This is a genomic window from Dryocola baronae (assembly GCF_051297175.1).
In the GTDB taxonomy this organism is placed as follows: Bacteria; Pseudomonadota; Gammaproteobacteria; order Enterobacterales; family Enterobacteriaceae; genus Dryocola.
In genome coordinates this window covers 1,655,946-1,673,579 of sequence record NZ_JBINNY010000001.1, presented here as the reverse complement: position 1 = coordinate 1,673,579, position 17,634 = coordinate 1,655,946, and the positions used below count along the sequence as shown (strand labels likewise).

At 59.1% G+C, this 17,634-nt stretch carries 16 protein-coding genes; 6 read left to right on the top strand and 10 right to left on the bottom strand.

Features of this window, described 5'->3' with window-relative positions; all coding sequences use genetic code 11:
• Window positions 1–121: 121 nt before the first annotated feature.
• The gene (apbC, locus tag ACSPHG_RS07820; RefSeq protein ID WP_435952921.1) at window positions 122–1,234 is read right to left on the bottom strand and encodes an iron-sulfur cluster carrier protein ApbC; all 1,113 of its coding nucleotides are present in this window, start codon (window positions 1,232–1,234) and stop codon (window positions 122–124) included.
• A gap of 161 nt (window positions 1,235–1,395) precedes the next feature.
• Here apbC and metG point away from each other — a divergent pair, with 161 nt between their 5' ends.
• Window positions 1,396–3,429 carry a methionine--tRNA ligase gene (gene metG, locus ACSPHG_RS07815; protein ID WP_435952920.1) on the top strand — a complete coding sequence of 678 codons (2,034 nt, stop codon included), beginning with the start codon at window positions 1,396–1,398 and terminating at the stop codon, window positions 3,427–3,429.
• A 137-nt stretch (window positions 3,430–3,566) separates the two neighbouring features.
• Here metG and ACSPHG_RS07810 read toward each other — a convergent pair whose 3' ends face one another.
• Entirely contained in the window at window positions 3,567–4,784 is a 1,218-nt protein-coding gene (locus ACSPHG_RS07810) for an MFS transporter (RefSeq protein WP_435952919.1), read from the bottom strand.
• 181 nt (window positions 4,785–4,965) lie between these two features.
• Between ACSPHG_RS07810 and ACSPHG_RS07805 the strand changes: the two genes are divergently transcribed.
• The 3 genes from ACSPHG_RS07805 to deoR all read left to right on the top strand — a co-directional run bounded on the left by ACSPHG_RS07805 (window position 4,966) and on the right by deoR (window position 7,179).
• Window positions 4,966–5,706: a phosphatase PAP2 family protein gene (locus tag ACSPHG_RS07805; RefSeq protein ID WP_435952918.1), complete on the top strand. Its 741-nt coding sequence runs from the start codon at window positions 4,966–4,968 to the stop codon at window positions 5,704–5,706.
• Window positions 5,703–6,311 (top strand): undecaprenyl-diphosphate phosphatase, encoded by a 609-nt coding sequence (gene ybjG / locus ACSPHG_RS07800; RefSeq protein ID WP_435952917.1) that lies wholly within the window; start codon window positions 5,703–5,705, stop codon window positions 6,309–6,311. Before ACSPHG_RS07805 ends, ybjG begins: the two co-directional genes overlap by 4 nt.
• 103 nt (window positions 6,312–6,414) lie before the next feature.
• Window positions 6,415–7,179, top strand: a complete 765-nt coding sequence (gene deoR / locus ACSPHG_RS07795; protein WP_435955969.1) for a DNA-binding transcriptional repressor DeoR — start codon at window positions 6,415–6,417, stop codon at window positions 7,177–7,179.
• On the opposite strand, the gene dacC is transcribed toward deoR, so the two are convergent.
• Window positions 7,180–8,388 carry a serine-type D-Ala-D-Ala carboxypeptidase gene (dacC, locus tag ACSPHG_RS07790; RefSeq protein ID WP_435952916.1) on the bottom strand — a complete coding sequence of 403 codons (1,209 nt, stop codon included), beginning with the start codon at window positions 8,386–8,388 and terminating at the stop codon, window positions 7,180–7,182.
• 250 nt (window positions 8,389–8,638) lie between these two features.
• Between dacC and ACSPHG_RS07785 the strand changes: the two genes are divergently transcribed.
• On the top strand, window positions 8,639–9,265 hold the full coding sequence (locus ACSPHG_RS07785; RefSeq protein ID WP_435952915.1) for a glutathione S-transferase family protein: 627 nt from the start codon (window positions 8,639–8,641) through the stop codon (window positions 9,263–9,265).
• Here the strand turns inward: ACSPHG_RS07785 and ACSPHG_RS07780 are convergent.
• The 4 genes from ACSPHG_RS07780 to ACSPHG_RS07765 form a co-directional block, all read right to left on the bottom strand.
• Window positions 9,257–10,375, bottom strand: coding sequence for a PQQ-dependent sugar dehydrogenase (locus ACSPHG_RS07780; protein ID WP_435952914.1), 1,119 nt, complete (start codon window positions 10,373–10,375; stop codon window positions 9,257–9,259). The genes ACSPHG_RS07785 and ACSPHG_RS07780 overlap by 9 nt on opposite strands.
• A 108-nt stretch (window positions 10,376–10,483) precedes the next feature.
• Window positions 10,484–10,867, bottom strand: a complete 384-nt coding sequence (locus tag ACSPHG_RS07775; RefSeq protein WP_435952913.1) for a biofilm formation regulator BssR — start codon at window positions 10,865–10,867, stop codon at window positions 10,484–10,486.
• A gap of 127 nt (window positions 10,868–10,994) precedes the next feature.
• On the bottom strand, window positions 10,995–12,206 hold the full coding sequence (locus tag ACSPHG_RS07770; protein WP_435952912.1) for a serine hydrolase domain-containing protein: 1,212 nt from the start codon (window positions 12,204–12,206) through the stop codon (window positions 10,995–10,997).
• Window positions 12,190–12,495, bottom strand: coding sequence for a hypothetical protein (locus ACSPHG_RS07765; RefSeq protein WP_435952911.1), 306 nt, complete (start codon window positions 12,493–12,495; stop codon window positions 12,190–12,192). The genes ACSPHG_RS07770 and ACSPHG_RS07765 overlap by 17 nt, the downstream gene beginning before the upstream one ends.
• Before the next feature lie 208 nt (window positions 12,496–12,703).
• Here ACSPHG_RS07765 and rimO point away from each other — a divergent pair, with 208 nt between their 5' ends.
• On the top strand, window positions 12,704–14,017 hold the full coding sequence (gene rimO / locus ACSPHG_RS07760; protein ID WP_435952910.1) for a 30S ribosomal protein S12 methylthiotransferase RimO: 1,314 nt from the start codon (window positions 12,704–12,706) through the stop codon (window positions 14,015–14,017).
• A 96-nt stretch (window positions 14,018–14,113) separates the two neighbouring features.
• Here the strand turns inward: rimO and gsiD are convergent, their stop codons facing one another.
• The 3 genes from gsiD to gsiB form a co-directional block, all read right to left on the bottom strand.
• Window positions 14,114–15,025 carry a glutathione ABC transporter permease GsiD gene (gene gsiD / locus ACSPHG_RS07755; protein WP_435952909.1) on the bottom strand — a complete coding sequence of 304 codons (912 nt, stop codon included), beginning with the start codon at window positions 15,023–15,025 and terminating at the stop codon, window positions 14,114–14,116.
• 2 nt (window positions 15,026–15,027) lie between these two features.
• Window positions 15,028–15,948 (bottom strand): glutathione ABC transporter permease GsiC, encoded by a 921-nt coding sequence (gsiC, locus tag ACSPHG_RS07750; RefSeq protein ID WP_435952908.1) that lies wholly within the window; start codon window positions 15,946–15,948, stop codon window positions 15,028–15,030.
• A 150-nt stretch (window positions 15,949–16,098) separates the two neighbouring features.
• A complete protein-coding gene (gsiB, locus tag ACSPHG_RS07745) occupies window positions 16,099–17,634 on the bottom strand; it encodes a glutathione ABC transporter substrate-binding protein GsiB (protein ID WP_435952907.1) in 1,536 nt (511 codons plus the stop codon).

Sequence of the window (17,634 nt, the reverse complement as noted above, 5' to 3'; positions counted from 1 at the left end):
CACGGTACGCCCTCATCCCGGCCCTCTCCCCCAGGAGAAGGAGAACGCCGAGGATGCCCACTTGGGGGAGAGGGTGAGGGTCAGGGCGACCCGCATAAACAAAAAGTCGCCCTTGCAACCATCAAACCGCTCTAAAAGCAATATCCGCAGGAATCACTTCACCCTGCCAGTAAAGCTGTGCCGCCACGCGCCCGGCGAGCTGGCGGTAGATGGCGGTAAACTCGCTGTCCGGGCGGCTAACCACGGTCGGCGTTCCGGCATCCAAGTCTTCACGCAGCGAAATGTGCAGCGGCATCTGGCCGAGCAGCGCGATGTGGTACTGATCCGCCAGCTTCTGCGCGCCGCCGGTGCCGAAGATAGGCTCGTGGTGCCCGCAGTTGCTGCAGATGTGCATGCTCATGTTCTCAACGATACCCAGCACCGGCACGTCGACCTTTTCGAACATTACGATGCCTTTGCGGGCGTCGATAAGCGCGATGTCCTGCGGCGTGGTGACCACTACCGCGCCCGTGACCGGGATATTCTGCGCAAGCGTCAGCTGGATGTCACCGGTGCCCGGCGGCATGTCCAGCACCAGGTAATCTAAGTCAGGCCACATGGTTTCCTGCAGCATCTGCATCAGCGCCTTGCTGGCCATCGGGCCGCGCCACACCATGGCGTTTTCGTCGGTCACCAGATAGCCGATAGAGTTGGTGGCGAGGCCATGCGCGGAGATTGGCGTCATGTGCGTGCCGTCCGGCGAGGTTGGGCGTTCGTGCTCGGCGCCCAGCATGGTTGGGATCGACGGGCCATAGATATCCGCATCGAGAATACCGACCTTCGCCCCTTCGGCGGCCAGCGCCAGCGCCAGGTTCACCGCGGTGCTTGACTTCCCTACCCCGCCTTTCCCGGAGCTGACGGCGATAATGTTCTTCACGCCGTTAATGCCGGGGTGGTTTTTGACGCGTTTTAGGGTGGCGATGTTCTGGCTGAGCTTCCAGTCGACGGCCTTCGCGCCGGTAATGCGCAGCAGGTCCGAGCTGCACTGTTCCTGCAGCGCTTCGAATCCGCTTTTCCAGACGAACGGCATCAGCAGCTCAACGTGCAGCGTGTCGTCCAGCATGGCGACGTGGTGCAGGGCTTTAAGCGTGGTGAGATTGTGCTTCAAAGTTGGGTGTTGAAAATTGGCCAGCGTCCCGGCGACCATCGCGCGCAGCTGCTCCGGGGACTTACTTGCCTGGGATAGAGAGCTCATCCCGACTCCTTATGTTTTTTATCGTACATTGCAGTTTGTTAAGCATACCAGATGCCGCCTGGGCGGATAAAATTTCCTTGTGCACCTTGTGTGGTTTACCGCAGGGCGGGCTTTCGGTTAACATCAAAGCCCTTTTCTCTATAGAAGATGCAATTCCTACTATGGCTCATGTCGCGAAAAAAATATTGGTAACGTGCGCACTTCCGTACGCTAACGGTTCAATCCACCTCGGTCACATGCTGGAGCACATTCAGGCTGACGTCTGGGTCCGTTACCAACGAATGCGCGGCAACACGGTCAACTTCATCTGCGCGGACGACGCCCACGGCACTCCTATCATGCTGAAAGCCCAGCAGTTAGGCATTACCCCTGAGCAGATGATTGGCGAAATGAGCCAGGAGCATCAGACTGATTTTGCTGGCTTTAACATCAGCTATGACAACTATCACTCCACGCACAGCGACGAAAACCGCGAGCTGTCGGAGCTGATTTACGGCCGCCTGAAAGAAAACGGTTTTATTAAAAACCGCACGATTTCCCAGCTTTACGATCCGGAAAAAGGCATGTTCCTGCCGGACCGCTTCGTTAAAGGCACCTGCCCGAAATGTAAATCCCCGGACCAGTACGGCGATAACTGTGAAGTTTGCGGCGCAACCTACAGCCCAACCGAGCTTATCGATCCGAAATCCGTGGTCTCCGGCGCGACGCCTGAAATGCGTGATTCCGAACACTTCTTCTTTGATTTGCCGTCCTTTAGCGAAATGCTGCAGGCCTGGACCCGCTCCGGCGCGCTGCAGGAGCAGGTGGCGAACAAAATGCAGGAATGGTTCGAACACGGCCTGCAGCAGTGGGATATCTCCCGCGACGCGCCGTACTTCGGCTTCGAAATTCCGAACGCGCCGGGCAAATACTTCTACGTCTGGCTGGACGCGCCAATCGGCTACATGGGTTCGTTCAAAAACCTGTGCGACAAGCGCGGCGATACCGAAAGCTTCGACGAATACTGGAAGAAAGATTCCACCGCCGAGCTGTACCACTTCATCGGCAAAGATATCGTTTACTTCCACAGCCTGTTCTGGCCGGCGATGCTCGAAGGCAGCAACTTCCGCAAGCCGACCAACCTGTTCGTTCACGGCTACGTGACGGTCAACGGCGCGAAGATGTCCAAATCGCGCGGCACCTTCATTAAGGCCAGCACCTGGCTGAACCACTTTGACGCCGACAGCCTGCGCTATTACTACACCGCAAAACTCTCCTCGCGCATCGACGATATCGACCTGAACCTGGAAGACTTCGTGCAGCGCGTGAACAGCGACATCGTGAACAAGGTGGTTAACCTCGCCTCCCGTAACGCGGGCTTTATCGCCAAGCGCTTCGACGGCCAGCTGTCCGCTGAAATCGCCGACCCGGCGCTGTACAAAACCTTCACCGACGCGGCGGCAAGCATTGGCGAAGCGTGGGACAGCCGTGAGTTTGGCCGTGCGGTACGCGAAATCATGGCGCTGGCCGACGTGGCAAACCGCTACGTTGACGAGCAGGCTCCGTGGGTGGTGGCAAAACAGGAAGGCCGCGACGCCGACCTGCAAAGCATCTGCACCATGGGCATCAACATGTTCCGCGTGCTGATGACCTGGCTCAAGCCGGTGCTGCCAACGCTTGCCGAACGTGCTGAAGCCTTCCTGAACTGCGAACTGAGCTGGGACAGCATCAACACGCCGCTGCTGAACCATAAGGTGAACAACTTTAAGGCGCTGTATAACCGCATCGAAATGAAGCAGGTTGACGCGCTGGTGGAAGCATCGAAAGAAGAAGTGAAGGCGGCAAGCGCACCGGTGACCGGCCCGCTGGCCGACGACCCGATTGCGGAAACCATCGCCTTTGATGATTTCGCCAAGGTCGATCTGCGCATCGCGCTGATTGAGAAAGCGGAATTCGTTGAGGGTTCTGACAAGCTGCTGCGCCTGACGCTGGATCTCGGCGGCGAGAAGCGCAACGTCTTCTCCGGCATCCGTTCAGCCTACCCGGACCCGCAGAAGCTGGAAGGCCGTCTGACGGTGATGGTGGCGAACCTGGCCCCGCGCAAAATGCGCTTTGGCATCTCCGAAGGGATGGTGATGGCGGCAGGCCCTGGCGGGAAAGATATCTTCCTGTTAAGCCCGGACAGCGGCGCGCAGCCGGGAATGGCGGTTAAGTAAGAGCAAAATACCCCGGCAAGCCGGGGTATTTTTTTATCATGAATGTCGGATGGCGCTAACGCTTATCCGATCTACGTGGCTCTGAATTGTAGGGTGGATAAGCGTTAGCGCCATCCACCGGCCGTCATCCACAAAACTCAGGCGTCCGTCTGATTCCCCACGCGCTTATCGCGCAAGAATACAAACATCAGCCCCAGCCACAGCACCCCGCCCAGCAGGTTAAACAGGCTGAACAGCCCGCTGCCGCCGTGCAGATAGGCGTGCTTGCTGATCTCAATCCCGACGGTAAAGATCAGCATTTGCAGCATGCCCATCGCCGCGGAAACCGTACCTTTGCTCATCTCGCTTGCAAACAGCGTCAGGCGCACCAGCCCGGCGTTGGCAAGGCCGATCCCGAAGGCGTACAGGCTAAGCCCGGCCGTCATCCAAAGATAGGCGTGCGATGAAGCAACCGTCGCCACCGCCGCCACAACCAGCCCCGGCACGATCCACCAGCCGCCCATAATAATCAGCGAGCGAATGCTGCGACGCGTGGTTAAGCGCGCCAGCACCAGGTTACCGGCGATCAGCGCGCCGAAGATCGGCACCTGCAGCAGGCCGTATTCATAGGTACTGAGCTGCTCGCCGCTGATGATAATGACCGGCGACTGCGCGATCCACGCCAGCAGCGGCAGGCTAACGAAGCCGATCGCCAGCGACCCCGCCACGAAGCGGACGTTTTTCAGCACCAGCTTGTAGTCATGGCCGAGATCTTTAAGCGACAGCTTTTCGCCAAGGCGCGTCGCGGTTTCCGGCATCGCTCGGTGCAGGCCGAAGAAGGAAAACGCTGCCAGCACGGCAAACAGGATAAACATCGTTTCCCACGGCGCGTAATGCACCCAGGCAGCGCCGACCAGCGGCCCGAGCAGCGGGGCAATCAGCGCCACGTTCGCCATCAGCGCGGTGATTTTGATACACACCGCCTCCTCGAAGGATTCCTGAATCGCCGCGTAGCCCACCGCGCCGATAAAGCACAGGCTGATGCCCTGCAGGAAGCGCAGGAAGGTGAACTGTTCGATGTTTTGCGCCAGCAGCGTAGCGAGGCAGGTAACGATAAACCACACCACGCCGGTCAGCATCACCGGACGGCGGCCAATACGGTCGGACAGCGGCCCAAGCAGCCACTGTAAAAACATCCCGCCCGCGAGATAGGCGGTCATCGAGGTCGGCACCCATTCGATGCCCGCGTTGTACTGTTTAACCACTTCCAGCATGCCGGGCTGGATCATGTCGTTGCCGATGTAGGTAGAAAATTCATAGAGCACCAGACACAGCGGGAAAAGCAGCGCCTGGCGACCCAGTTTTTTATTTTGCATTAGTTACTCGAAAGGATAATGACTTAACGAAAAGAAAATCACGCGCAGTGTAATAAATTGCCCCGGCGCATGATAGTGAATTATGGATGACGTTAAGGGAACTCGCACAACCTGCGCGTCGTTTAAGGTTTCCTTAAGATCGGCTCCGTATGCTACGACTTTCTTCCTGATAAATGTCGCTATGGTCGCTCAAGATAAAGTCCTCCTCTCAGGTAATGATCTGGTAAATAAGACAAAACTGCTTTACCGCCTGCCGACGCGCTTTTACCTTTACCAGTTCTGCTGGCTGGCCCTGCTTGCCGTGGTGTTTACCTGGCTGTCGCGCGATGAAGGGCTGGACCGCCTGATTACCGGCTATTGGTATAACGCCGCAAGCCATAGCTTCCCGCTGCAGAAAAACCACCTGCTGGATTTGGTGAATCACCGAATCCTGAAGGATATCGTCATCGCGGGCGGCGCTGTCGCCCTGATTTATGGCCTGATCCGCCGCCAGCCACGCCTGATAACCGTAGCGGTGCTGTTTGGGTTGGGCGCATTGACGGTGGGCGTGCTCAAAGCCACCAGCCACCATTCGTGTCCGTGGGACCTTATGGAATACGGCGGTAAAGCGATTTCCTACCCGCTGTTTGGCCAGGTGCCGGACGGCAGCGGCCCCGGGGGCTGTTTCCCCGGCGGCCACGCCTCGAGCGGCTTTGCCGTGATGGCGCTGTTCTTTCTGTTTTATCGCGAGCGCCCGACGCTTGCCTGTTGCTGCCTCGCGGCCGGTGCCGCCCTCGGGCTTATCATGGGCTACGGCCAGGTGATGCGCGGCGCACACTTTTTCAGCCACAACCTGTGGGCAGGTTGGTGGGTATGGCTTACGCAAATCGTGGGGTACGGCATCGTTTCCACGTGGCTTGTTAAGGAACCAAAATCACTATGATGGAACAACTCAATCAGACGCTCTTTTTGCTGATTAACGCGACCCCGGCCTCGCCCGAGTGGGCTATCAGGCTGGCTATTTTCATCGCCAAAGACCTGATTAACATCGTACCGCTGCTGATAGCCATTCTCTGGCTGTGGGGCGGGCGCAAGCAAATGACCGCCCAGCGCGAGGTGGTGGTCAAAACCGCCTTCGCGCTGGTTATCAGCATGTGCCTGTCGTGGATTATCGGCCACGCATTCCCGCACGACCGCCCGTTCGTTGAGGGAATCGGCTACAACTTCCTGCATCACGCGCCTGACGACTCCTACCCGAGCGACCACGGTACGGTTATCTTCACCTTCGCGCTGGCGTTTTTGTTCTGGCACCGCCTGTGGTCAGGCCTGGTGCTGTTCGCCGTCGCCTGTGCCATCGCCTGGTCACGCGTTTACCTTGGCGTCCACTGGCCGATGGATATGCTCGGCGGGCTGCTGGTTGGCCTCTGCGCCTGCCTGCTGGCGCAGATGGTGTGGAACGTCTGGGGGGCGCAGATTTACCGGCGTCTGCACCAGGCGCACCGCTTCTGCTTCGCGCCGCTGATTCGCAAGGGATGGGTGCGTGACTAAGTTTTTTGTCGCAGGTAAGATGCATTAACTTATTTCCGCCCTCACCCTGACCCTCTCCCCCGGGAGAGGGAACTGGTGCGAGTCTCGACTCAACATGGATATTATGGAAACCCGGCGCGACGAACGCATCAATCGCCTGATTCAGGCGCTTAAACGCAGCGATAAAATTCATCTTAAGGATGCCGCCGCTCTGCTGGGCGTGTCGGAAATGACCATTCGCCGCGATCTGAACAGCGAGCCGGGAGCGGTAGTGCTGCTGGGCGGCTACGTAGTGCTTGAACCGCGCAGCTCGTCCGCCAGCCATTATCTGTTAAGCGACCAGAAGACCCGTCAGGTAGAGGAAAAGCGTCAGGCGGCGCGCCTCGCGGCGGCAATGATTCGCCCGCATCAGACGGTATTTTTCGACTGCGGCACCACCACGCCGTACATCATTGAAGCGCTGGACGACGAGCTGGCGTTCACCGGCGTCTGCTATTCCCTGAACACCTTTCTGGCGCTACAGGACAAGCCCAACTGCCGCGTTATTCTCAGCGGCGGCGAGTTCCACGCCAGCAACGCCATCTTCAAGCCGATTAATTTTCAGGAGTGCCTGAGCAACCTTTGTCCGGATATCGCCTTTTTCTCGGCGGCGGGCCTGCACACGCGCCACGGCGCAACCTGTTTTAATCTGGACGAGCTGCCGGTGAAACACTGGGCGCTTTCGATGTCGCAGCTGTGCGTGCTGGTGGTGGATAATAGCAAGTTTGGCAAGGTACGCCCGGCCTGCATGGGGCCGCTGGCGTCTTTTGACAGCATTATCAGCAATGAAAAGCCCGCCGCGGAGTTCGTCGAACACGCCGCGGCGGTTGATATCAAACTGGTCTGGTAATTAAGAGAACCAGCTGCCGAACCAGCCGTGGAATTTCATCATTACGAAGTCCCACATGCGGCTGAAGAACCCGCCCTCCTCCACGGCTTCCATCACCATCAGCGGACGCTGCTCGATGGATTTTCCGTTAAGCTGGAAGTCGATGCTGCCGACAACCTGGCCCTTTTTCAGCGGCGCGGTAAGCTGCGGTTCGGTCAGCGTAAAGCTGGCCTTCAGGTTTTTCAGCTGCCCGCGCGGAATGGTTACCGAGCCGCCTTCGCCCGCCCCAAGCTTCACTTCCCGGTCATCACCAAACCACACGCGCTGCGTCACGAAGGTGGCGTCTGGCTTAATCGGCGTGACGGTTTCAAAGAAGCGGAAGCCCCAGGTCAGCAGCTTTTCACTTTCGTTAAAGCGGATGCGGTCGGTTTTGGTGCCCAGCACCACGGAAATCAGGCGCATATCGCCCTGCGTTGCCGAAGCGACCAGGTTGTAGCCCGCGCCCGCCGTGGTGCCGGTTTTCATGCCGTCCACGTTCAGGTTAGAGCTCCACAGCAGGCGGTTACGGTTCGGCTGCTTGATGTTGTTGAAGGTGAACTCTTTTTCTTTATGAATGGCGTATTCGTCGGGCACGTCGTGAATCAACGCCTTGCCCAGCAGCGCCATGTCGCGCGCGGTGCTGAACTGCCCCGGCGCGTCCAGGCCGTGAACCGTTTTGAAGGTAGTGCTGGTGAGGTTGAGCTTCTGCGCGTAGTTATTCATCAGGCTGACGAATGAATCCTGGCTGCCCGCCACGTAGTCGGCGATGGCGATGCTGGCGTCGTTGCCTGACTGGATAATCACGCCTTTGTTCAGATCTTCAACCGATACCATATCGCCCGGCTTTAAGAACATCAGCGAGGAGCCGCGCAGCACCGGGTTGCCGGTCGCCCAGGCGTCTTTACCGACGGTAACCATATCCGTGAGGTGAATTTTACCGGCTTTTAGCGCCTGGCCCACCACGTAGCTGGTCATAAGTTTGGTCAGGCTTGCCGGGTCGAGCTTCTCGTCGGCGTTGCCTTCGGCCAGCACCTTACCGCTGGCATAATCCATTAATATCCATGCTCTTGCGTCAATCTGTGGGGCATCGGCCGTTGTCTGTTCGGCGCCAACCGCAGGTACCGCCAGCAACATTAATGTCGTCCCTGCAAGCATGGCTCGTAACGACGCTGGGATTTGTAAACTCTTCATAAAACCACCCAAGTATCCATTCAAAAAAAGTCACGACGCGCGCCGTCACTTAGCATTTCAAGTTGTAAGTAACCTAGCGTGCGAACCCGCTTAAAGAAATATGGTGTAGGTAAAGTTTGTTAAGTTTATTCGATATTTTGCGCACTTGCCGCAGTCCCGCTTATTTTTTTCTGCCCTGTTGAGGTGATATGGTGTTTTCTTGGGTATAGATTTGCTGAATGCGAAGTTCATCCATCAATCAGGAGTAATTATGATCACCGTTTGGGGCAGAGATAATTCAACGAATGTGAAGAAGGTGCTTTGGTGTCTGGAAGAGCTGGGCGTGGCGTACAACTCTATTCCCGCCGGCGGGAAGTTTGGCATGACGCACGACGCGGAGTATCTGGCGATGAACCCTAACGCGCTGGTGCCGTGCCTGCATGACGATGCCGCCAGCCTGACGCTGTGGGAATCCAATACCATCGTGCGTTACCTGGCAGCGCAGTACGGCAAGGATTCGCTCTGGCAGGACGATCCCGCCACGCGCGCAAAGGGTGAAAAATGGATGGACTGGGTGGCGACCACGCTTGCGGCGCCCTATCGCGGCGTGTTTGCAAGCCTGATACGTACGCCGCCGGAACAGCGCGATCAAAAACTGATTGAGGAGAGCATCGCCCACTGCGACAGGCTGTTCGCCATGCTGGATAACGAGCTGGCAAACCAGACCTGGCTGGGCGGGGAAGAATTTAGCGCGGCGGATATCGCGCTCGGGCCAACGATTTACGCGCTGCTGAACCTCGACGTGAAGTGGCAGGCGCGCCTCAACCTGCAGCGCTGGTATCAGCAGCTGACCCAGCGCCCGGCGTTTCAAAAAGTGGTGATGATCCCGCTAAGCTGACGGGCTAAGTTTTAGCAGCTGCCCGTCCGAATCGTCGGTCAGGACGTAGAGATAGCCGTCCGGGCCGACGCGCACGTCGCGGATGCGCTCTTTTCTGTCGTCAAGCAGCCGCTGCTGGCCGGTCACCCGGTCGCCGTCAAGCGTCAGCTCAATCAGGTTTTTCTCCTTCAACGCGCCGATGAACAGCTTGCCCTTCCACTGCGGGAAGGTGTCGGCGTTATAAAACGCCATGCCGCTCACCGCCGGGGAAACCTTCCAGTAGTAGGCGGGCTGTTCCGTTCCGGCGACGATCTCGCCTTTCGCCTCGGGGATCGGCAGCCCGCTGTAGTTGATGCCCCAGGTCGCAATCGGCCAGCCGTAGTTTTTGCCCGCCTGCGGAATGTTGATCTCATCGCCGCCGCGCGGGCCGTGCTCGTTCAGCCACAGCTCGCCGTTGGCCGGGTTAACGGCCAGCCCCTGCGGATTGCGGTGCCCGTAAGACCAGATTTCCGCGCGCGCGCCCTGCCTGCCCGCGAAAGGATTGTCGGCGGGAACGGAGCCGTCTTCGTTCAGGCGCACCACCTTGCCCTGTAGCTTGTCGAGATCCTGCGCGGTTGGCCGCTCGTTGTTTTCACCCAGCGCGATAAACAGGTGCCCCTTGCCGTCAAACGCCATTCGCCCGCCGAAGTGGTTGCCGGTGGAAAGCTTCGGCTGCTGGCGGAAAACGACCTTGAAATTCTCAAGGCGTTCGAAATTGGCGCTCAGGGTGCCGTAGCCCACGGCGGTGCCGGCTTTGTCGTCGCTGCCCGCTTCGGCAAAGCTCAGCCACACCCTGCGGCTTTTCTCAAAATCGGGGGCCAGCACCACGTCAAACAGCCCACCCTGCCCGTGTGCCCAAACCTTCGGCACGCCGACAATCGGATCGCCAAGCCCGGCTCCCGGCTGCCAGCGGCGCAGCTGCCCGTCGCGCAGCGTAATCAGCATGCCTTTATTGTCGGGCAGGAACGCCAGCGACCAGGGATGATCGAGCTTGCTTTGCAGCACGTCGACCTTTACGTCCGCGGCGTGAAGCAGGCCGGATGAAAGCAGCAGGCCTGCGGCAAGCAGCGCGCGAGAGGGGAATCGGGGCATGGGCCATCTCCTTGTGGGTTAACAGGATAAGGGTAGCCGCCGGGCGTCAGGCAGGAGGTAATTTTACATAACCTTAAAATGCGGTTGGGGGAGTTGCCTCCCCCTGGGTCACGCGTTAATAGCCGGTTGGCTGACCAACAGCCCGTTCAGGCTTTGCGAAAGCTGGTCGAGACAGCTTTCCAGCCTGTCGGCATCAACGGCGATGTAGCGTGGACAATCGTGACGGCCGGTCATCAGACAGACGGCGGCGGAAGACACCGCCGCCATGCCCCGTTCGAACGAGGCCAGCTCCTGCGGCGGCAGCTGCGCCTTTATCTCCGGCATTTTTGCGCGATATTCGTTACTCAGCTCAAACAGGTTATCGCGCAGATGCTCATTCTCGACGATCGACATATAGCCTTTCGCCCGGCGCAGCGAGAGATAGGCCGAAACGTCGATTTTAGCGACGATCATTTTTTGCAGAAGATCGCGCCTGCACGTGCTCCTGGACATGCGTTTTCCTCCCTTTGCTATGAACCAATAATACCCATTAACAGTATGGTCAATTTTTAAGCAGACAAGGCGTTATTGCGCCGGATTTTGATCCACCGCAAGCGCCTTTACACAGCGGGCCAGACGTTCAGATCGTGGAAGAGCGAGTGCAGGTCGAGGTGCGGTTCTGCTCGCGCCACATCTGGCGGAGCACGCTGTGGCCGAGGTTGTTCTGCCAGGTAAAGCTGTTCTGCAAAACGACCACCGCGAGGTGGTGCTGGCGGTCGATGCCGACGTAGCTGGAATAGCCGCCGATATAGCCCACCTGATAGGTAATGGTTTGCTCGCCGTAGGTGTCGCTCACCCAGGCGATATTCGCCGCCTCTTTGTCGCGCGGGAAATAGACCCGCATGGCGTCGGCCATCGCGCGGTCCAGCGTCGCATCGCCGGTGTGATCGAGATGCGCGGCGGCAAAGGTGAGCAGGTCGGCGGTGTTGGCGTACAGCCCGCCCGCGCCGAGCATGTTGCCGGTGAACTGCCAGTCCGGCACGACCTGGCCCGTGGGCACAAACTTCGGCTGGCTGCCCGCGTGGCCGATGGCCCGCAGCGGATACGCCTTCAGCCTTTGCGGCGTAAAGCTGGCGTTCTTTATGCCCAGCGGCGCAAACAGCAGGCTATCGACCAGCCGGTCGGCGCGCTCCCCCGTCTGGTAGCGCAGCACGTAGTCGAGCACCGCGTAGCCGAGGTTGGAATAGCGCGGCTCGTCGCCTGAAGGCTTCACAAAGCGCGCGAGGTCGTTCACAACGTCCTCGCTATCGAGGTGGGCGTAAAAATTCTCGCCGCTGGAAAGATAGCGGATAAACGCCGTCAGCATCGGCAGATCCATATTCTGACGCGGCAGGCCTGACGTATGGGTAACGAGCTGCAACAGCGTGATGTTCTTCGCGTCTTCGCTAAGCGGGATCGTCGGCGGCAGCAGCTTTTCGAGGGTATCCGTCCACCGCAGGCGTCCCTGCGCGACCAGCACGGCGGTGGCTTCGGCGGTCATCCCCTTGCTGAGCGACCCGACCGCAAACAGCGTGTTTTCATCAACGGGATGGCGATGCTCGCGGTCCGTCACGCCGTAGCGCCAGTAGCGACGCTGATTTTGAGCGTCAATCACCCCGACCACCATGCCGGGCGAATGCTGTTCAACCATCAGCGGCAGCCATGCGTTGATGTCGCGCGGCTGTGAATCACCGCAGGCACGCTGCGCCCGCTGCGGGACTTCCGCGACGGGCGCAACGTTAGACAGCGTTCCGCAGCCCGCAAGCAGGCCGCCAATAAACGCTATCAGCGCGGGCTTAGTTTGCCGCGACACAAGGCTTCGACGTCAGTTCAACCACCAGGGTACGGCTATTGCCATTTTTCTTCACCGCCAGATTGCTGCTGTGGTAGCGGTAAAGCGCCTGTCCGCCGCTCATATTCTGATAGGAGTAACGGCGGCCGTTGTACCAGGCATAGTCGCCGTCCAGCGCCAGCTTCTCACCGCCGCAGACAAACTTCTGCGCGGTGTCCGGCGGAGTGTTGAGCGGCGTGGGAATAATGTTGCAGCCAGACAGCAACAGCGTGGCGGCAACCGAGCCGGCTAAGGCCAGTATTTTGCGCATGAATGAGTCCTTTTGGGTGAGGTCGTGAAGGTTGAGCGAAACGGCTGAGATAATAAAGCCTGGAACCCCGGCAGGCAAAATAAGAGATGTCGGAAACGGCGGGAAAGACATTAATGAACGCCGCCGATAACTACCGGTAGAGCCCCGCCCTAAACCCGTGTAAAATCGCCCGGTTTTTCTTTTCTGTTTACTTTGTGAGCGTACACCCATGCATCAACCCCGTATTGGCTTTGTCTCCCTCGGCTGCCCAAAAAACCTCGTCGATTCAGAACGAATTCTTACCGAACTGCGTACTGAAGGTTACGACGTAGTCCCAAGCTATGACGATGCCGATATGGTCATCGTGAACACCTGCGGTTTTATCGACAGCGCGGTACAAGAATCGCTCGAAGCGATCGGCGAAGCGCTTAACGAAAACGGCAAAGTGATCGTCACCGGCTGTCTGGGTGCCAAAGTGGATCAGATCCGCGAAGTGCATCCTAAAGTGCTGGAAATCACCGGACCACACAGCTACGAGCAGGTGCTGGAACACGTTCACCACTATGTGCCGAAGCCGAAGCACAATCCGTTCCTGAGCCTGGTGCCGGAACAGGGCGTGAAGCTGACCCCGCGCCACTACGCCTACCTGAAAATTTCCGAGGGCTGCAACCACCGCTGCACCTTCTGCATCATTCCTTCCATGCGCGGCGACCTCGACAGCCGCCCGATTGGCGACGTGCTGGCGGAAGCCAAGCGTCTGGTTGCCGCAGGGGTCAAAGAGCTGCTGGTCATTTCGCAGGACACCTCGGCCTACGGCGTTGACGTTAAACACCGCACGGGCTTCTACGACGGCGAGCCGGTGAAAACCAGCATGGTCGGCCTGTGCGAACAGCTTTCTAAGCTCGGCGTGTGGACCCGTCTGCACTACGTCTATCCGTATCCACACGTTGACGACGTGATCCCGCTGATGGCCGAAGGCAAAATCTTGCCGTATCTCGACATCCCGTTACAGCACGCCAGCCCGCGCATCCTCAAGCTGATGAAGCGTCCCGGCAGCGTTGACCGCCAGCTACAGCGCATCAAGCAGTGGCGCGAGATTTGCCCTGAGCTTACCCTGCGCTCAACCTTTATCGTCGGCTTCCCTGGCGAAACCGAAGAAGATTTCCAGATGCTGCTCGACTTCCTGAAGGAAGCGCGTCTGGATCGCGTTGGCTGCTTCAAATACAGCCCGGTGGAAGGTGCCACCGCCAACGAACTGGCGGATCAGGTGCCGGAAGAGGTGAAGGAAGAGCGCTGGAACCGCTTTATGCAGCTGCAGCAGCAGATTTCCGCCGAACGCCTGCAGGAAAAAGTGGGCCGCGAAATTCTGGTTATCATCGATGAGGTGGACGAAGAAGGCGCGATTGGCCGCAGCATGGCGGACGCTCCGGAAATCGACGGCGCGGTGTACCTGAACGGCGAAACCAACGTCAAGCCAGGCGACGTGGTGCGCGTGAAGGTTGAAAACGCGGACGAATATGACCTTTGGGGTGCGGTGGTTTAACTGACCTCGCGGCGGGTGGCGCTAACGCTTACCCGCCCTACCGAACCGCATCCGTAGGGTGGATAAGCGCGAGCGCCTTCCACCATTTTTTCACCCTCACCCCTTAATCTTCGGGTCCAACGCGTCCCGCAGGCCGTCGCCTAACAGATTAAACGCCAGCACCGTCAGGAAAATCGCAAGGCTCGGGAACAGCGCGACGTGCGGCGCGATCACCATGTCCGCACGCGCTTCATTGAGCATTGCGCCCCACTCCGGCGTCGGCGGCTGCGCGCCAAGCCCCAGAAACGACAGGCTCGCCGCCGAAATAATCGACGTGCCGATGCGCATCGTGAAATAGACCACGATCGACGACACCGTGCCCGGCAAAATATGGCGGAAGATTATCGTCCAGTCCGAAGCGCCGATGCTGCGCGCCGATTCGATAAAGGTCTGATGCTTGAGCACCAGCGTGTTGCCGCGCACCAGGCGGGCAAAGGCCGGAATGCTGAAAATCGCCACCGCAAAAATAACGTTCGCCATACCGCTGCCCAGCACCGCGACAACGGCGATGGCTAACAGTATGCCGGGGAAGGCAAAGAGCACGTCGCAGATGCGCATGATCACCCTGTCCCACCAGCCTTCGTAATAGCCCGCCAGCAGGCCGAAGAAGGTGCCGATGAGCGCGCCAATGAGCACTGAAAACACGCCCGCCGCGAGCGATATCTGCGCACCGACCAGCACGCGGCTGAAAATGTCACGCCCCAGCGAATCCACGCCGAACCAGTGCAGCATCGACGGGCCGTCGTTAAGCCTGTCGTAGTCGAAGTAGTTTTCAGCATCAAAGGGCGCAATCCACCGCGCGACCAGCGCGACGACGATCAGCAGCAGCACAAACGCCCCGGCAATCATCGCCACCGGCTGCCGCCGCAGCCGACGCAGAAATTCGTGCCACGGGGTGCGCACCGAGTCGGGCCGCACGATAGGCATCGCGTTAAGAACCGCCTGGCGTCGCCAGTTAAAAAGTCGCATCCTTACCTGTACCTGATTGCTGGGTTAATGGCCGCGTAGAGCAGGTCCACCACCAGATTGATAACAATAAATTCCAGCGAGAAAAGCAGGACTTCCGCCTGAATCACCGGGTAGTCGCGCATTTCCACCGAATCCACCAGCAGGCGGCCCAGCCCCGGCCAGTTAAAGACTTTCTCCACCACGATCGAGCCGCCGAGCAGAAAGCCGAACTGCAGGCCCATCATGGTGACGACCGGAATCATCGCGTTGCGTAGGCCGTGCTTCACCACCACCAGCGTTTCGCTCACCCCTTTGGCCCGCGCGGTGCGCATGTAGTCCTCTTGCAGCACGTCAACAAAGGACGCGCGGGTAAAGCGGGCCATCACCGCCGCGACCGCTGCACCGAGCGTGATGGACGGCAGAATGTAGTGCTGCCAGGTATCCGCGCCCACGGTCGGCAGCCAGCCCAGCTCGACGGAAAAGACCTGCATCAGCAGCATGCCGAGCGCGAACGCCGGGAAGGAAATTCCCGACACGGCGATCGTCATGCTCAGCCTGTCCGGCCAGCGGTTGCGCCACACTGCGGAGACAATGCCGGTAAACAGGCCGAAAATCACCGCCCATACCATGCTGGTGACGGTCAGCCACAGCGTCGGCATAAAGCGGCTGGCGATCTCTTCGGAAACCGGACGGCGCGAGACCATCGAGGTGCCGAAATCACCCTGAATCACGTTGGTGATAAAGTGCCAGAACTGCTGCCACAGCGGCAGATCCAGCCCGAGCTGTTTGCGCACCAGTTCGATAACCTGGGCGTCCGCCTCCGGCCCGGCGATCAGCCGCGCGGGATCGCCCGGCAGCATATGCACGAACAGGAACACCAGCACCGCAACGATCAGCAGCGTGGGGATCAGGCCCAGCAGGCGTTTGAGGAAGTAGTTAAACATTAGCGTTTACCCCCTCACCCCGGCCCTCTCCCTCAAGGGAGAGGGGGAAAGCCGTCAATCCCCTCTCCCGTAGAAGGAAGAAAGCCGTTAATCCCCTCTCCTGGGGGAGAGGGTTAGGGTGAGGGCGAAAATAGTTCTCCCGCCCGGCCACTACTTTAAATCCGCATCGTCAAAGCTAAACCCGGTATCCGGCATCACGTAAAAGCCGGTAAGGTTTTTGCTGTGCGCGGAAACCAGTTTTTCCACCACCAGCGGCACCCACGGGGACTCTTTCCAGATGGTGTCCTGCGCGTCTTTGTAGAGCTTAGCCTTCTGCTCGCGGTCGGTGGTTTTCAACGCTTCGCTGAGGTCTTTATCCACCTGCGGATTGCTGTAAAACGCGGTGTTGAACAGCGTAGGCGGCCAGTTCTGCGAGGCGAACAGCGGCGACAGCGCCCAGTCCGCTTCGCCCGTCGAGGCCGACCAGCCGGTGTAGAACATCCTCACGCCGCTTTCGGTTTGCCCCTTGCCCTCAACTTCCGCCGCGCGCTGCCCGGCGTCCATCGCCGTGACTTTCACCTTAATGCCCACCTGCGCCAGCTGCTGCTGGGTGAACTGGAGGACTTTTTGCGCCGTGCTGTGGTTGTGGGACGACCAGAGCGTGGTTTCAAAGCCGTTCGGGAAGCCGGCCTCTTTTAACAGCGCGCGCGCTTTGGCGGGATCGTACGGCCAGGGTTTGAATTTCTCCGCGAAGTCGATAGACGGCGGCACGACGCCTTCCGCCGGGGTGGCGTAACCGGCAAAGGCCACTTTTACCAGCGCCTGGCGGTTAATGGCGTAGTTGACCGCCTCGCGCACCTTCGGGTTATCGAACGGCTTCTGCGTCACGTTCATGCTGATGTAGCGCTGCATGATTGACGGCGAGGCCACCAGATCTAACTTATCGTTTTTCTCAAGCACGCCCGCCTGCTCGTAGGGGATCGGGAAGGCGAACTGCGCCTCGCCCGTTTGCAGCATCGCCGCGCGGGTGTTGTTATCTACCACCGGCCGCCAGGTGATGGTGTCGAGCTTAGGCAGCCCCTGCTTCCAGTAGCCGCCGAACTTTTTCACCTTCACAAAATCGGTCTGATTCCAGGTGTCGAGCTGGTACGGGCCGGTGCCAACCGGGTGGAAGCCAATATCTTTACCGTATTTTTTCAGCGCGGCGGGCGAAATCATCGCCGTGGCCGGGTGGGCAAGAATATTGATAAACGCCGAGAACGGCTGCTTCAGGGTGATTTTTACCGTGGTGGCGTCCACCGCCTCGGTTTTGGCAATCGCCTTGTAGAGGTTGTAGCGCTTGAGATGATTTTCGGGGTTGCTGGCGCGGTCGAGGTTAACCTTCACCGCTTCGGCGTTGAAATCCGTGCCGTCCTGGAACTTCACGCCGGGGTGCAGCTTGATGGTGTACACCAGCCCGTCGTCGGACACGGTATAGCCGTCCGCCAGTACGTTTTGCAGCTTCATGTCTTTATCGAGGCCAAACAGCCCCTGGTAGAACGATTTTGCCACCGCCTGCGAGAGCGTGTCGTTGGCGTCATACGGGTCGAGCGTGGTGAAGTTGGACGCCACGGCCACCACGACGTCTTTGGCGGCAAAGGCCGGTGCGGCAAGCACCGAGGATGCGAGTCCCGCCGCCAGCCAAAGCTTAGTTGTGTTTGATGTCAT

What these genes read in the sequence shown, in the direction of transcription:
- rimO (WP_435952910.1), top strand. Translation starts at nt 12,704, where the DNA reads ATGCATCAACCCCGTATTGGCTTTGTCTCCCTCGGCTGCCCAAAAAAC.
- ACSPHG_RS07775 (WP_435952913.1), bottom strand. Translation starts at nt 10,867, where the DNA reads ATGTCCAGGAGCACGTGCAGGCGCGATCTTCTGCAAAAAATGATCGTC.
- deoR (WP_435955969.1), top strand. Translation starts at nt 6,415, where the DNA reads ATGGAAACCCGGCGCGACGAACGCATCAATCGCCTGATTCAGGCGCTT.
- apbC (WP_435952921.1), bottom strand. Translation starts at nt 1,234, where the DNA reads ATGAGCTCTCTATCCCAGGCAAGTAAGTCCCCGGAGCAGCTGCGCGCG.
- ACSPHG_RS07785 (WP_435952915.1), top strand. Translation starts at nt 8,639, where the DNA reads ATGATCACCGTTTGGGGCAGAGATAATTCAACGAATGTGAAGAAGGTG.
- metG (WP_435952920.1), top strand. Translation starts at nt 1,396, where the DNA reads ATGGCTCATGTCGCGAAAAAAATATTGGTAACGTGCGCACTTCCGTAC.
- gsiC (WP_435952908.1), bottom strand. Translation starts at nt 15,948, where the DNA reads ATGTTTAACTACTTCCTCAAACGCCTGCTGGGCCTGATCCCCACGCTG.
- gsiD (WP_435952909.1), bottom strand. Translation starts at nt 15,025, where the DNA reads ATGCGACTTTTTAACTGGCGACGCCAGGCGGTTCTTAACGCGATGCCT.
- ybjG (WP_435952917.1), top strand. Translation starts at nt 5,703, where the DNA reads ATGATGGAACAACTCAATCAGACGCTCTTTTTGCTGATTAACGCGACC.
- dacC (WP_435952916.1), bottom strand. Translation starts at nt 8,388, where the DNA reads ATGAAGAGTTTACAAATCCCAGCGTCGTTACGAGCCATGCTTGCAGGG.
- ACSPHG_RS07805 (WP_435952918.1), top strand. Translation starts at nt 4,966, where the DNA reads ATGGTCGCTCAAGATAAAGTCCTCCTCTCAGGTAATGATCTGGTAAAT.
- gsiB (WP_435952907.1), bottom strand. Translation starts at nt 17,634, where the DNA reads ATGACATCAAACACAACTAAGCTTTGGCTGGCGGCGGGACTCGCATCC.
- ACSPHG_RS07780 (WP_435952914.1), bottom strand. Translation starts at nt 10,375, where the DNA reads ATGCCCCGATTCCCCTCTCGCGCGCTGCTTGCCGCAGGCCTGCTGCTT.
- ACSPHG_RS07765 (WP_435952911.1), bottom strand. Translation starts at nt 12,495, where the DNA reads ATGCGCAAAATACTGGCCTTAGCCGGCTCGGTTGCCGCCACGCTGTTG.
- ACSPHG_RS07810 (WP_435952919.1), bottom strand. Translation starts at nt 4,784, where the DNA reads ATGCAAAATAAAAAACTGGGTCGCCAGGCGCTGCTTTTCCCGCTGTGT.